The organism is Nocardia sp. NBC_00508, from assembly GCF_036346875.1.
Taxonomy (GTDB): domain Bacteria; phylum Actinomycetota; class Actinomycetes; order Mycobacteriales; family Mycobacteriaceae; genus Nocardia.
This window is the reverse complement of record NZ_CP107852.1, coordinates 484365-499059: the sequence shown is the minus strand read 5'-3', so window position 1 is coordinate 499059 and position 14695 is coordinate 484365. Positions and strand designations below refer to the sequence as shown.

Here is a 14695-nt window from a genome sequence, read left to right as displayed (position 1 = left end):
CCCCCAGTGACAATCCGTCGGGCCGAAAGTAGGAACACCTTCGTCCTGACTTATTACCGAACAGTAATCGACCGCGTGCGCTACCGGCAAGCGATCGTGGTCCGTTCAACCTGTGGGACTGGTCACCGTCTACGCAGGTCAAACGGTATGTGTTACAAAGATTTCCAGTTACCCTGATTCTGGTCGAGTGTCCAGCAACCTGACAGCGTCCGGTGTGGCTACTTCTTCTCGACGCGGGCAGGCGGCGCCTGCAGCGGCGGCCTGTCGCGCAGGAAGGTTTCGAAGGCGTCCAGGTCGGTCGGGCCCGCAGCGGTGTCGGTGCCTTCGGCGAAGACAGTGAATCCGTCGCCGCCGGAGGCGAGAAAGCTGTTGGTCGTGATGCGGTAGACGGCGACGGGGTTGAGCGGCTCGCTGCCGACGCGGACGCTGCCCGCGATCACCTTTGCGCCGGTAGGGGCGGTATCGGAGTAGGAATAGGTGAGACCGGCCGTGGACAGCACGGTCGCCTTGCCGGGGTTGTTCCACTGCTGTTCCAGTAGACGCAGGATCTGGCTGCCGGTCAGGGTGAGCGTGACGACCTGGTTGCCGAATGGTTGAACGGTGAAGATGTCGCCATAGGTGATCGGTCCCTGCTTCAGATCGGCGCGCACGCCGCCCGGGTTCATGAACGCGGCGACGGCCGCGGCCGGGCCCGCGGTCACCGACAGCATGGAATCGGCGATCACGTCGCCCAGCGGCGAGGTGCCCGCCGGGCGCGGGCCGTGCGGGAGAGCGTCGGCGGTCGCGCCCACCACTCGGCTCGCGCGCGGCCGCGCCTGCTCGGCGTAGAAGTCGATGAGCGCGTTCGTCCGATCATCCGGCGTCACCTCCCGGGTGACTACCCGGTTGACCGCGGAGACCTGGACGCCGTCGGCGCCGAAACGCAGGGTGATGTCGCTGATCAATCGTCCGTACGAGGCCGCCTGGGTGACCACCTTGTCGCCGATGGCGCACACATAGGGCTGATGGCTGTGACCGGTGATCACCGCGCGGACGGCGGGGTCGACCCGCTCGGCCAGCCCGGTGACGTTCGGCGTGATGTTCGCGCATCCGTTGTAGTCGAGCGGCGTGTCCCGCTCCGGCCGTTGGGAGCCGCCGTCGTGCACGAGCGCCACGATCGCCTCGGCGCCCGCCGCCTTCATGTCCGGGACGTAGCGGTTGACCGCGGCGGCTTGGTCGCCGAAGAGATATCCCCGAATGCCTTCGGGCAGCACGATATTCGCCGTATCGGGCGTGACCGTCCCGACCACGCCGATCTTGTGCCCGCCCACCTCGAGCAATGTCCATGGGCGCAGTGCGGGCGGCAGGTTGCCCTGGGCGTCGGCGACGTTCGCGGCCAGGTAGGGGAACCTCGCGCCGGTGAACGGCGCCCCGGGAGAACATCCGTCCAGGGCGCAGCCGCCCTGCTGCAGCCGCGTCAATTCCCTTACCCCGTCGTCGAATTCGTGATTGCCGACCGCGGATGCGGCCACTCCGACGTTGTTCAGGAAGGTGATCGTGGGCTCGTCGTGGAACAGCCCGGAGACCAGCGGGCTCGCTCCGATGTTGTCCCCGGCCGCCAGCACGACGCTTGCCGGATACGCGGCCTTCAGTCGCGCCAGATGGGTGGCGAGATAGGCCGCGCCGCCCGCGTCGTATCCCGCGATCTTGCCCGTGGACCCGCTCGGCGGCTGCAGGTTTCCATGCAGGTCGTTGAGGCTGAACAGGTGCACCTCGTCCGGCTGCGCGGGGCGCAGATCGTCCGTCGAGATCAACGGCACGATCGGCGGCGCCGACGGAGCGGGACCTGTGCTCGGATCGGACGCTACGCCACAGCCCCCGATCAGACCGATACCAACCAGACCCGCAAGAATCACCGCGATGCGACGGCGCGCTCTCATGCCACGACTGTCCCATGTCGCAGCCGTCCGCGCAGCCGGAAATGTCCGCGCCGCATGGCTATTGCGCGGCCGGGAACTCCTCGGCCAGCTCCTGGAAGACCTCGGTATTCATCGCGAAGGCGCGCTTGCCCTCGTCGAGCACGCGGCGGCGCTCCAGGTCGTCGAGCGAGAGGCGGTCGAGCAGCCCGCGGTACTCCCGCTTGAACGCCGCGGGGTTGCCGACGCCGTCGAAGACGTAGAAGCGGACGCCGTCGCCGCGGTGCGGCAGATTCCACAGCTTCTCCGCGGTGCCGCGGATGACCTGTCCGCCGGACAGATCGCCGAGATAGCGGGTGTAGTGGTGCGCGATGTAGCCGGCGGGCCAGTCGCGGGCGCACTCGTCGATGCGCTCGGCATAGGCGGCGGTCGCGGGCAGCGGTTCCAGGCCGGTGCGCCAAGCAGGGCCGATGAGATGGGCGAGGTCCCGCTCGAGTTCGGCGCTGCGGGCGAGTTCGGGCCGGATGAACGGTCCTGCGGTCGGGTCTTCGGCCAGCGTGTGCCAGCGTTGTTCGAGCGCGCGGTAGATGAACCAGAGTTGACCGGTGTAGCGGTGATAGGAGTCGACGCCCAGTGCGCCGCCGAGCATATCGCTCATGAACCGCGAGTTCTCCGCCTCCGCATGCTGTCGCGCGGTGGCGGTGCGGATTTGCGTCGAGAAGGGCACTGCCTCCGACATGCCGAACCACCTCACCTCGAACCGGGGCCGCTGCCGAGTTCGGCTACTGTGACCGACTCGATTAGAGGGTACCGGCCGGGCGCGGGGCTCGCAGTCATCTCGCGGCTCACGGCGCGGGCGCCGACCGGCGGCGACGCCGGACGATCGGGCGCCGCAGCGAGCCGAACCGGCGCAGGATCCGCGGCCTGCGCACGGTGCGGTCGAACCACTCGCCGAGGGTGACGCCCGCCGCCAGCGCGCAGCCGATGCCGAACGCAGAGAGCAACTGATTGGCTCCGATCAACAACTCGTCGTTGAGCAGGGCGTAGAGACCGCGATAGACCTTGAGGCCGGGGAGCAGCGGGGTGATGCCGGCGACCGCGACGACCAGCGGGGGAGTCAGCGATCGGCGGGCCATCAGACCACCTGCCAGGCCGACCAGCGTCGCGGCGACGCCGGAGGAGATCACCGGACCGAACCCGGCCTGCTGCACGAGCAGGAAGCAGATGGTGCCCGCCGCGCCGCTGCCCGCGGCGGCGGCGAGTGCACGGCGTTCGGCGTAGCAGGCGAGCGCGAAGGCCAGCGCCACTACAGCACCGGCCACGATCTTCACCGGCAGGTCGGTGATGTCGCGGGCGGAGGTGAGGTAGACCGGCGGCACGGTGGCGTCGACGAGATCGGCGATGCGCAGCGAGAGCGCGATGCCCGCGATGATGCCGCCGGTCATCATCATCACCTCCAGCATTCGGGCCGTCGCGGTGATGGGAGCGCCGGTTATCCCGTCCTGCACCGCGCCGACCAGTTGTAATCCACTGAGCAGCACGGTGATTCCGGCCGCGATGATCAGGGTGGGGTCGACGTCGATGCGCAGCCGCACGGCGAGGCTCGCCAGCACGATCGCGGGCATCGCCGCGATCGCGCCGCCGACCATGTGCTGGAAGAAGAACGGCAGTCCGTAGCGATTGAGGACGCGGTTGGTGCGGTCGATCGCCGCGGTGGTGGCGAAGCTGACCGCGGCGACCACCGCGCCGCCCCCGAGAAGCGCGGCGATCGCCGCCGCCATCAGCGACCACGCGGTAGTGGCGGTCCAGCGGTGGTAGGGGTGGGGCGCCGAGGTGATCACGTCGAGCGCGGCGCGCGCCTCGTCCGGCGGGACCATCTCGTTGCGGATTCGGCGGGTGAGCCGGTCCACGGCGGCGAGCCGGGTGAAATCCAGGGCACGGTAGTGCACGATCCGCATGGTGCTGGCCGGCGGCAGCTGGGGCCCGCGGTCGGCCCAGATGCGGATGGCGTCGTAGGTGACGTCGACGCTGCAGCGGGACAAGCCGTAGGTGGCGGCGATGAACCGGACCGTCGTGGTGGTGTCCACCACGCCGGTGCCGGAGGCGAGCACCACCTCGCCGACCCGGACCGCGAGATCGAGGACCTCGGCGACCCGGGCGTCGTCGGTGAGATCGATCGGCTGCAACGGCGCCGGCGCGGTGACGATGGTGTCCGCGGTCGCCTGCCGGTCCGCGACCAGCAAGCCGACGGCCTGGCTGACCACGGGAATCGGGCGGGCGCGGCGCAGGCGCAGCCCACGACGCCAGCCGAGGTGATCCACCCGCTCGGTGGTGACATCGCCTCCGGTAGATACCTCAGGAGCCATGGACGCGAACCTAGTCATCCAGCGTGTCGTTGGCATCCGCGCGGTTCGCGTGTGGGCGTGTCGGTCCTGGCCGAGCCCTTGGCCGGATCGGGAAAGGCATGGTAGAACTTGTTCTAATTTCGGCGATGGGAGCGCGTGCGGTGCGGTACGGAATCGTGTTGTTCACCAGCGATCGGGGCATCACCCCCGCGGATGCGGCGTCAGCCGCCGAACGTGCCGGTTTCGACACGTTCTATGTCCCCGAGCACACCCACATCCCGGTGGTCCGGGCGGCGGCCCACCCGCGTACCGGTGACGCGAGCCTGCCCGACGACCGGTATCTGCGCACCCTGGACCCGTGGGTCGCGCTCGGTACGGCGGCGGCGGTGACCAGTCGCATCGGTTTGTCCACCGCGGTGGCGCTGCCCGCCGAACACCATCCGATCACGCTGGCCAAGACCATTGCCTCGCTGGACCATCTGTCCGGCGGGCGGGTGAGCCTCGGTGTCGGATTCGGATGGAACACCGACGAACTGGCCCATCACGGCGTGCCCGCGGGCAAGCGCAGGACGGTGCTGCGCGAGCATCTGGACGCCATGCGCGCCCTCTGGGCCGAGGAGGAGGCCGCGTTCGACGGCGAGTTCGTGACGTTCGGTGCCAGCTGGTCCTGGCCGAAACCGATGCGGAAGCGGATTCCGGTGCTGCTCGGCGCGGCGGGCACCGAGCGGAACTTCACCTGGCTGGCGAAGCACGCCGACGGGTGGATCACCACTCCTACCGAGGACGACTTGGACGAGAAAATCGCGCTGCTGCGACGCATCTGGCGCGAGCACGAGCGCGCCGACACGCCCGAGATCGTGGCGCTCGCCGGTCGCCACGATCCGCAGCAGCTGGCGCGTTGGGCCGAATCCGGCGTCACCGAAGCGGTTTTCGGGTTGCCCGACCGTCCGGTGGACGACGTGCGGGCCTACCTCACCCGGCTGGCCGGGAAGTTGGGTATCGAACACACGCGGTGAGCGCGCCACGGGTGCGCGGCACCCGCCGTACCGCGCGATTCGCTGTACAACCGGCCTGCTGTGCTGAATCGTGGTGCGAGGATGCGAGAACCCCCGGTTGGTTGTGAGCTTCGACAAGCCACACCCCACCCGGGGGTTCTCCTCGACACGCCCGCCACGAACCTGATGGCAGGCAGGTCCTAGCCGCGTCTGCGCAGCACCAGCAAGCCCGCGATGATGCCGACCACGACGACGACGGCCGCACCGAGACCCGCGAGCAGTAGCCATTGGTTCCGCGATCCGGTCTCCGCGTCGGCGGCGGCAGCCACTGCGTCGGTGTGGTTCGCGACGCGCTGTGCGGCAGCCTTCTCCCCGAAGACGCCGTCGGCGACGCCGGAAGAGTAGGTCGGTCCGGGCTCCTGGCTGCCGGTGACGGTCAGATCCAGCTGGATCGGCACCGGCGCGGCATCGCCCGCCTCGAAGGTCGAGCCGAGCTTCACCGCGATGTAGTACCAGCCCGGCACCGATTGCCCGCGGGCCTTGATGTCGTCGGCCGTCCGATTGGCGTAGCGGATCGGGACGGTCGCTATCGCGTCCTTGCTCGGCAGCACCTGGTCTGTGCCGGTGTAGGCGGCGTAATCGGAGCCGAGTTCTTGGCGGATCGGGCTGAAGAGCGTGGTGCGGATGTTGGAGACGTTGTCAAGGCCGCGTCCACCGTTAGCGCCGAAGTGCACGCGATAGGCCAGGCCCTGGCCCCAGTCCAGCCGGACCCGGTAGAACACGAACTCGCCCTGCCGCAGGACGTCGGTGTAGCGGCCGCTACCGGTGAGCGGCGCGGCCACATTGAACGATCCGCCGCCGGACACGGGTGTGCCCGAACCCGTCGGCTCGGTGAACGCGGTGGGGGTCGTCGTGGGGGCTTTGCCCGGATCGGCTGCGGCGGGCTCGACGCCGACCAGCAGCTCGATCGGCAGCCGCTCCGGGACACCGGCGGAGACCTTGTCCCAGGTCAGGGCGAAGGAGTAGCGCCCGCCGCCGCGGCATTTGTCGCCGCTGGAGCTGCCGGTGCGCGCCTTGGTCGCACCGTCGAAGGCCTTGGCGACGGTGAGTGCTACGCCGTCACTGGATCTGGTGGTCAGCTCGGATTCGAAGACATGGCAGTCCTGCCCGTCCGCGCCGTACACGCGCAGTTGGAGGGTGTTGAGGTCATCGGTCACCGAGACGTCCGGGACGCGCGGGAACGACACCGTGCCACTGAAATAGGTGGTCGCACCCGCGGGCACGTCCACCGACCAATACCGCGTCTCTTTTTGGCCGATGGTGTCGAGATACTGGCCGGGAGCGGCGACCGGCGCGGTCGCATGGCTGCCGGTGCCGGTGATGGGCGTGCCTGCGGCGCGGTAGTTGCGCAGTGCCGCGGCACTCACTCGGGGCAGGACGCGTTCCAGCGCGCGACCGTCGGCCGCGTCGGTGTAGGTGCCGCCGGTAGCCTGCGCCATGCAGGTCAACTGGGCGCGGGCCTTCGCGTCCACCGCGAAGCCGATCGCGTGCATCACCAGATCGATGCCGCGCTGCTTCACCTCACGCGCGACCTCGCACGGATCGGGCGGGGCGCAGGTGTCGTCGCCGTCGGAGACCAGCACGATCGAGCGCGGGCCGGAGCCGGGCAGCGCGTCGGCGGCTTGCCGCAGGGCGGTGCCCATGGGTGTCCAACCGCGGGCCTGGATGCCGTCGACGGCGGTGGTCAGCGCTGCCTTGTCGAGCGTGTCGGCGGGCCGCAGCAGCCGGACGTCCCGGCATCCGGCGGCCTTCTCCGCCTCGGTGTTCCCGGTGCTGGTGCCGTAGGTCATCAGGCCGACCTTCGACTCGGTGGGCGCGGCCTCGACGAACGTGCGGACCGCGGTCTTGGCGGCATCCATCATGGTGCCCGCCGGATCCGGTCGTTGCATGGACCCGGAGGCGTCCAGGATCAGCATGGTCGGTGCGTACTGTGGCGGCTGTTCAGCGCGGTCCGGCTGTGCCGACACCCCAGGAGCGGCGAGCGCCGCACCGATGAGAACGGTGGCGAGCACGGCGGTGAACTTGGTGAATCTCGGCATGGTCCTCGTCAATGTGTTCGCCATATCGCATGGCACGCGGTACATCGGTCAGCACACCGTATTGGGCAAACACTCCGCGACGCGATCCGAACTGCCCCGCCACGGGAAGTGGCCCGCGCGGGAGATGTTCGCGCGGGCCACGGGTAGTGCGGATCAGCGCAGGTCGCGCCTGCGGAACGCGACGATGCCGACGGCGAGCAGGAGCACGGCGATCCCGAGCAGCCACAGCACGGGCTCCGCGTGGAACTGCGCGCCGGGCAACTTCGGCGGATGGACGAACGGCACCAGATCGAGCATCCACTGCGGCAGTCCGTCCAGCGAACCGACGAAGAAGAGCACCACCATGGCGCTGAGCACGGCCCAGGCGACCGGGGCCAACCGTGGCACGACACCGTACAGAGCCACCGCGATACCGGTGACCACCCACACCGCGGGCACCTGCACGGCCGCGGCGCCGATCGACTGCGGCAGCCGTTCACCGAGGTCGGCGTCCGAGGCGCCGTAGAGGATGCCGATCGCCGCACCGGAGACCAGCAACGCCGCCGCGGGACCCAGCAGCGCGAAACCGATGTGGCTCAGCGCGTAGCGGGCGCGGCCGACCGCGCCGGACAGGGTGGACTCGACCCGTGTGCTGGACTCCTCGTCGTGCAGCCGCAGCACGGCCGAGATCGAGTAGGCCGCCGCCGCGGCGGCCAGCATCGTGAGGGCGTACGTGATGAACGACTCCTGCAACTCCTGTGAGCCGCCCATCCGGGTGACCATGTCGCGGACGGCCTCGCTGCCATCGAGCATGTCGCCGACGCTGTTCACCGCGCCGCCGATCAGCAGGCCGTACAGGGCGAAGCCGACCGTCCACGCCATGAGGGTGCCGCGCTGTAACCGCCACGCCAGCCCGAGGGGACCGGAGAGATTCGCGCCCGCCGTCGACGGTCCTGGACGTTCCGCGATCAGTCCCGAACCGGTATCGCGGTTGCCGAGCAATAGGTACGCGGCTGCGGTAGCGAGTACCGCGACGGCGCCGAGCAGGAGCAGCACCCACCAGCGTTCGTCGGCGTACGGCCGAATCTGCAGGCTCCACCCGATCGGCGAGAACCAGGACAGCACACCGTTTCCGGCGTCGCCGACGGCCCGCAGGGCGAAGGCGGCGCCGAGCGCTCCGAACGCGACGCCGCGCGCCACCCGTGCGCCCGCGCTCACCTGGGCGGCCGTCGCGGCGACGGAGCCCCACAGGATGCCCGACGCCGCTAGTGCGGCCCCGAACGCCAGTGACCCCGCACCGGGCAGGTCAGCGGCGTAGAGCGACAAGGCGCAGAGAATTCCGGCGAGCAGCGCACCGGCGTAGGTCATGATCAGGGTGGCGGTGAGTCCGGCGTAGCGGCCGATGCTGGTGGCGCCCACCAGCTCCGCGCGGCCGGTCTCCTCCTCGACCCTGGTGTGCCGGATGACCGTGAGCACCGTGGCGATGGCGATCATGCTGTACATGGCACCTGCTTTCCAGGTGCCGATCGAGCCGAGTTCGGAGCTGAACACGGGGCCGTACATGGAGAGCAGCGCCGGGCTGTCGGCGGTGGTCGCCGCGAAGCGGTCCAGATCGGCTTGGGTGCCGTACAGGTCCTTGACGCTGACCACCTGGAACGCGGGCATCAGACCGATCAGCAGCGTCCACAGCGGCAGCACGATCCGGTCCCGCCGCAGATACAGCCGCAGCAGCCGGCCGGTTCCCGCGAAATCTCCGTCGCCGAATGCCGGTGCCGCGGCGGCGCGGTCGGCGATGGCGGTGGTCATGCTCCCACCTTCTCCCCGGTGGTCGTGGCGGACTCGGCGGTGTCGCCGTCGACGTGGTAGTGCCGCAGGAACAGCTCTTCCAGCGTCGGTGGCGCGCTGATGAGACTGCGGACGCCGGTGTCGCCGAGTACCCGGATCAGCTCCCCGAGGTGTTCGCCCTCGACCTGGCAACGCAGTGTGCCGTCGTCGAGTTGGATATCCTCCACGCCCGGGATGCGGCTCAGATCGCCCGGATCGCCGAGCAATTCGGCGGTGATCGAGGTGCGCGAGAGATGACGCAGCTCGGACAGCGAGCCGCTCTCCACGGTGCGCCCGGCCCGGATGATGGTCACCCGGTCGCACAGCACTTCCACCTCGGAAAGGATATGGCTGGACAGCAGGACGGTCGTGCCGCGCTCCTGCGCCTCGTGCACGCACTCCCGGAAGACCTGCTCCATCAGCGGGTCGAGACCCGAGGTCGGTTCGTCCAGTAGCAGCAGCCGCACGTCGGAGGCCAGTGCGGAGATCAGCGCGACCTTCTGGCGGTTGCCCTTGGAGTAGGTGCGCGCCTTCTTGCGCGGGTCCAGGTCGAAGCGCTCGATCAGCTCGGCACGCCGCTTCTCGTTGATGGCGCCGCGCATCCTGGCCAGCAGGTCGATGGTCTCGCCGCCGGACAACGACGGCCAGAGCGTGACATCGCCTGGGACATAGGCCAATTCGTGATGCAGGGCGACCGCGTCGGCCCACGGGTCACGGCCGAACAGTCGAGCGCGCCCTCCCGTCGCCCGCAGGATGCCGAGCAACACCCGGATGGTGGTGGACTTGCCCGCGCCGTTGGGGCCGAGGAAGCCGTGGATCTCGCCCTCGGTGACCGTGAGATTCAGTCCGTCCAGCGCGGTGACATGGCCGAAGGTCTTGCGGAGGTCGCGGACCTCGATGATGTCGGACATCACTTCTCCTTGGTGAACGTGTCCAAGATCGTGGGATCGGTGAGCAGGCCCTGGGTGTACAACTCCAGAGCCGGTGGGGTGAGTTCTTCGGTGAGTTCGCGAATCGCCTTGCGATAGTCGATCGGTTCGTCGCGGTGCTGGCGAATCTGCATGAACAGCAGGGTCGCGCCGACGTTCAGCATCATGAGGTATCGGGCGCGCGCCGCGGGGTCGCGGCTCGGTTTGATCGTGCCCGTCTCGACGCCCTTCTCGAGATACATTTCGGCGTCGGCGGCCATGTGGTCGAACAGTGATTCCGCCATCGGCCCCCCTGCCTGAAGGCTGCGCACCATGTAAGCCACCAATGGCGCGTACGACTCGACCTCGGCGAGGGCGTTGAGCATGCCCGACGCGACGGAGGGCGCGGTGATCGCCTTGATCTTCTCGTCTCGGATCAGCTGCAACACCCGGTCGTCGCAGGCGGCGCGCAGGCCGTCCTTGGAACCGAAGTGATGGTTGACCAATCCGGGGGAGACACCGGCGGCTGCTGCGATTTTGCGCACGCCGACCTGGAATCCATATTCGCCGAACACCTCGATCGCGGTATCGCGAATGCGGGCCGCGGTGGTCAGATCGTCGGCGGATCCTTGCGGAACGGGCTGTCGGTTAAACACATGTTCAGTATATTAAACACACGTTCAACGCCTGGCAAGGGGGGCTGTGAACATGTCGCGTCAACCGTTTCGGCCCCGTGTCCCGGGCTATCGTCGGGTTATGGCTACCGGCACGGCAACAACGGCGGATCACCTGCGCGCGGCACTGGACGGACCCTGGGCGGGGGTCCGGGAAGAAGCTCGAATCCTGCTGGCGGACGAGCAGTTCGCCGCGGACCCCTACCTGGACTACAAGGCGGCTCGGGCGCGGATGCTCGAACAGATGCGGGCCATCGCCACGATGGGACTCGCCGAGCGCGGATTCCGTCGGGAGCACGGCGGGACCGGCGAGCCGGGCGCGGCGGTGGTCGGACTGGAGATGCTGGCCTACGCGGACCTGTCGCTGTGGGTGAAGTCGGGTGTGCAGTGGGGTCTGTTCGGCGGCGCGGTCGAGAATCTCGGCACCGAACGGCACCGGGAGTACATCAAACAGTTGATCTCGCTGGATCTGCTCGGGTGCTTCGCGATGACCGAGTCCGGGCACGGGAGCGACGTCGCGAACCTGGAGACCACGGCGACCTATGACCCGCGGACCCAGGAATTCGTGGTGCACTCGCCGACGCCGTCGGCGCGCAAGGATTACATCGGCGGCGCGGCCGAACATGCCAGAATGGCGGCGGTTTTCGCGCAGCTGATCACCAAGGGCGAGCATCAGGGCGTGCACTGCCTGCTGGTACCGATCCGCGACGAGAACGGCGCCGAGCTGCCCGGCGTGACCACCATCGACGACGGCCTCAAGGGCGGCCTGCCCGGGGTCGACAACGGGCGCATCGTGTTCGATCACGTGCGGGTGCCGCGGGAGAACCTGCTCAATCGGTACGCCGACGTCGCGCCGGACGGCACCTACAGTTCCGCGATCGACAACCCCAGCCGCCGGTTCTTCACCACGCTCGGCACGCTGGTGCGCGGCCGGGTCAGTGTCGGCGGCGCCGCGTCGGCCGGTGCGCGGGTGGCGCTGAGCATCGCGGTGCGCTACGCGCTGCAGCGCCGCCAATTTGCTGATCCGGACACCGGTGTGGAGACGGTGCTGCTGGACTATCGCAGCCATCAGCGCAGGCTGTTGCCGTTGCTCGCGAAGTCGTACGCGCTCGCGTTCGCGCAGAACGATCTGGTGCGCCGGATGCACCTGGTACAGACCGGTCAGGATCTCGAACCGGGCGCGCAGCGCGCGCTGGAGAAGCGCGCCGCGGGCCTGAAGGTCGCGCAGACCGGGCACGCCACCCGCGCGATCCAGGAATGTCGCGAAGCATGCGGCGGCGCAGGCTATCTCACGGAGAACCGGTTGGTCACGCTGAAAGCCGACACCGACGTGTTCACCACCTTCGAGGGTGACAACATCGTGCTCACCCAGCTGGTGGCCAAGGAATTGCTCACCGCTTACGCCGACGAGATTCGCGACCTGGACGCATTGGGTTGGGTGCGTTTCGCCGCGACCATGGCCGGTGACGTGGTGCGCAAACGATCGGGTGTGCGCCAGCTGATCCAGACCCTCCGGGACCGGGGCGACGGGTCCGTCGACGACGGTGACCTGTCGCGCCGGGCGGTACAGCTGCAGCTGTTCGCCGACCGCGAGGACTACCTGGTCCGGACCGCGGCACACCGGCTGCGCGCCCGGGCCCAGGACACCCGCCCGTTCGAGGCGTTCAACAATGCCCAGGACCACATCCTGGCCGCCGGCTCGGCGCACATCGACCGCTTGGTGCTCGAGGCATTCATCGAGGGCATCGCCGGCATCGACGATCCGGACGCGCGCGAACTCGCCGGATTGATGTGCGATCTGTACGTCTACTCCACCATCGAGGAGAACCAAGCCTGGTTCATCATGCACCGGTTCATGTCGGTGGAGCGGGCGAAGGCGGTGCGCCGCGGTGTGAACGAACTGGTCGATCGGCTGCGTCCGCACGCACCGACGCTGGTCGAGGCCATGGGCGTGCCGGAGTCGATGCTGCGCGCCGCCATGCTCGAGGACGCGAGCGTCTATGACCGGACATAGCAGGCGAAGCCGGACGAAGTTCCTGCGCGGGGGAGGGTGGAGGCTGAGGCAGCCGCATGGCATGCGTTGTCGGACGCGGTCCGTCCATAGCCCGCGCCGGGCCGAGTGGAGGCGAGGCAGCCGCCTACTAGGTCGGGCCGTCGGCGGCGGGCCGACTCGCGGCGCTCATCAGGATGCGCGGGTGTCGGTTGCGTGGCGCCGGGCCTTGGCGCGGCCGAGGATTTCGGCTGCCCAGCACAGCGATATCGCCATCGTGATCGCCGCCGCGACGCCGCCCAGGATGTCGGTCGCATGGTGGTAGCCCAGGCCGACCATGCCGACGGCCGCCGCGAGCATCGCCACGCCCGCGACCGCGCAGACGGCCCGCCGCGCATCCGCCGGGTCCGCGAGGAGTGCGAAGGTGGCCGCGATGGCGACCAGATGGACGGTATGCCCACTCGGGTACGCGAGATAGTCGTGCCACTGCCGCCCCCACAGTGGTTTCAGTAGCCAGGTGTTGATCGCTACGGCCAGTTCCGGAACCACGAGCATCGTCGCCGCTCGTCGTAGATCGCCACGGCGAGCGAACCAAACGCAGGCCAGGACCAGCAGCGGCAGCAGAACGTACCCGTTGCTCGGGACGACGAGCGTTTCGTACACACTCGGCCGGGCGTCGAGCGCCGCGTGGATGGGATCGGCGATCGCGCGATCGAACGCCGACGGTCCGCCGTCGTCGGGCAGGGTCACAGGAACCGCGGCGGTGGCGGCGGCACCCGTGGCGGCTACACCGGCACGCGCGGTTATCGCAGGAACATTCTTCTCTTGGCCGGTCTGCCGATCTGCGAGCACCCGCTCGACGATAGCGGGCTGCGCTCTTTCCCGAACCGGTCATCAGCTGGCACGTGCGGTGTGACCGCAGTGTTCGGTGGCGGTGTTTTCGCGCTGTCAGGTGGCGCCGATGACGAGGGTGCTGCGGGCGGTTTCGACGACTCGGCGCGCTGTGGCGGCGGATATAATGGTCGGGCGGGTGACACCGAACTCGGCGGCGATCTGGTCGACGGTGTAGCGACGTTTGCCTTTCTCGTCGAGTTCGTCGTACATCTGCCGGACCAGGGCCACCTGCCGCGGCCCGAGTTTGGGTCTCCGACCGCCGGTGCGTCCACGGGCGCGGGCAGCGGCCAAGCCGTCGCGGGTGCGCTCCGACATCAGAGCATGCGCGAATTCGGCGATAGCGCCGAGGATTTGGAAGAACATCAGGCCGACAGCGGTGAGCAACCTGCGGGAATGTCCTGCGCCGCAGGGTGTCTCGCGAACGAACGTTGGCAAGACACCGCGCCGGGATGTTCGAGGCCTCGGAGCAGTCGGTGAGAGCATTGAGTCAAAAGACGTGGAACTTTCAGCAGCTGCGCACCTGGATGATCTCACTCATCGCTCGACTATCAATGCGGTGCGATTCAGAACCACCCAGACATGCATGTCGTTGATCCGGTACGCATCGTAACCTCTGCTGGCAGCGTATCGTCCCACGTCCGACAGCACATTGATACGCTCTTCCAGTTCTGTTCTTCTTGCAGATTTTTCGGGCGCCTGTTCCAACTCTGCGCGGATCGATTCCAGTTCCTCATCTCGTCTTGCGGTCAGGGAGTGTAAATCTGTCCTCAGCGCGTCGGGGTGCATCGCCATACGGACCACACCGCCCGGGTCGGCGCCGCCTGGGTCGCCTGACCAGTGCTCGGCCATCTCCCGAAGCCGAGCTGAGTCAGGTTCGCTCGAACCAGGTTCGCGGCCGAAAACATACGTACCGCTGCCGTTACCACCCTGTCCGGGAAAGAGGCTGCCGGTTTTGAATTCCTCTGCATCCTGTAGCCTTCTCACGCCCCGAGACATTTCTATCCAACCCGCATCTACAGCCTCGCGCATACCGTCGGAATCCACGAGGCGAGGCAGGCCGTCGAACCCCTGGCGCTGGAGTATCTGCGCCAA

Annotated in this window: 12 protein-coding genes; 2 read left to right on the top strand and 10 right to left on the bottom strand. The window is 68.5% G+C overall.

Annotation, left to right across the window (positions count from 1 at the left end):
- Positions 1-218: 218 nt before the first annotated feature.
- The 3 genes from OHA40_RS02100 to OHA40_RS02090 all read right to left on the bottom strand — a co-directional run bounded on the left by OHA40_RS02100 (position 219) and on the right by OHA40_RS02090 (position 4261).
- Complete coding sequence (locus OHA40_RS02100; RefSeq protein ID WP_330231373.1) at positions 219-1919, bottom strand: bifunctional metallophosphatase/5'-nucleotidase; 1701 nt, start codon at positions 1917-1919, stop codon at positions 219-221.
- Between the two features lie 58 nt (positions 1920-1977).
- Positions 1978-2634, bottom strand: coding sequence for a biliverdin-producing heme oxygenase (locus OHA40_RS02095; RefSeq protein ID WP_330231372.1), 657 nt, complete (start codon positions 2632-2634; stop codon positions 1978-1980).
- A 106-nt stretch (positions 2635-2740) separates the two neighbouring features.
- Entirely contained in the window at positions 2741-4261 is a 1521-nt protein-coding gene (locus OHA40_RS02090; protein WP_330231371.1) for a threonine/serine ThrE exporter family protein, read from the bottom strand.
- A gap of 140 nt (positions 4262-4401) precedes the next feature.
- Here OHA40_RS02090 and OHA40_RS02085 point away from each other — a divergent pair, with 140 nt between their 5' ends.
- Complete coding sequence (locus OHA40_RS02085) at positions 4402-5256, top strand: LLM class F420-dependent oxidoreductase (RefSeq protein WP_330234014.1); 855 nt, start codon at positions 4402-4404, stop codon at positions 5254-5256.
- 179 nt (positions 5257-5435) lie between these two features.
- Here the strand turns inward: OHA40_RS02085 and OHA40_RS02080 are convergent, their stop codons facing one another.
- The 4 genes from OHA40_RS02080 to OHA40_RS02065 all read right to left on the bottom strand — a co-directional run bounded on the left by OHA40_RS02080 (position 5436) and on the right by OHA40_RS02065 (position 10701).
- Entirely contained in the window at positions 5436-7334 is a 1899-nt protein-coding gene (locus OHA40_RS02080) for a vWA domain-containing protein (protein ID WP_330231370.1), read from the bottom strand.
- Positions 7335-7487: 153 nt separating this feature from the next.
- Positions 7488-9119: an ABC transporter permease gene (locus OHA40_RS02075; protein WP_330231369.1), complete on the bottom strand. Its 1632-nt coding sequence runs from the start codon at positions 9117-9119 to the stop codon at positions 7488-7490.
- Positions 9116-10048, bottom strand: coding sequence for an ABC transporter ATP-binding protein (locus OHA40_RS02070; RefSeq protein WP_330231368.1), 933 nt, complete (start codon positions 10046-10048; stop codon positions 9116-9118). The genes OHA40_RS02075 and OHA40_RS02070 overlap by 4 nt, the downstream gene beginning before the upstream one ends.
- The gene (locus OHA40_RS02065) at positions 10048-10701 is read right to left on the bottom strand and encodes a TetR/AcrR family transcriptional regulator (protein ID WP_330231367.1); all 654 of its coding nucleotides are present in this window, start codon (positions 10699-10701) and stop codon (positions 10048-10050) included. The genes OHA40_RS02070 and OHA40_RS02065 overlap by 1 nt, the downstream gene beginning before the upstream one ends.
- 100 nt (positions 10702-10801) lie before the next feature.
- Here OHA40_RS02065 and OHA40_RS02060 point away from each other — a divergent pair, with 100 nt between their 5' ends.
- Complete coding sequence (locus OHA40_RS02060; RefSeq protein WP_330231366.1) at positions 10802-12733, top strand: acyl-CoA dehydrogenase family protein; 1932 nt, start codon at positions 10802-10804, stop codon at positions 12731-12733.
- 168 nt (positions 12734-12901) lie between these two features.
- On the opposite strand, the gene OHA40_RS02055 is transcribed toward OHA40_RS02060, so the two are convergent.
- The 3 genes from OHA40_RS02055 to OHA40_RS02045 form a co-directional block, all read right to left on the bottom strand.
- Positions 12902-13561, bottom strand: a complete 660-nt coding sequence (locus OHA40_RS02055) for a phosphatase PAP2 family protein (RefSeq protein ID WP_330231365.1) — start codon at positions 13559-13561, stop codon at positions 12902-12904.
- A 96-nt stretch (positions 13562-13657) separates the two neighbouring features.
- Positions 13658-13987: a recombinase family protein gene (locus OHA40_RS02050; RefSeq protein WP_330231364.1), complete on the bottom strand. Its 330-nt coding sequence runs from the start codon at positions 13985-13987 to the stop codon at positions 13658-13660.
- A 150-nt stretch (positions 13988-14137) separates the two neighbouring features.
- Positions 14138-14647 (bottom strand): hypothetical protein, encoded by a 510-nt coding sequence (locus OHA40_RS02045; protein ID WP_330231363.1) that lies wholly within the window; start codon positions 14645-14647, stop codon positions 14138-14140.
- Positions 14648-14695 lie beyond the last annotated feature (48 nt).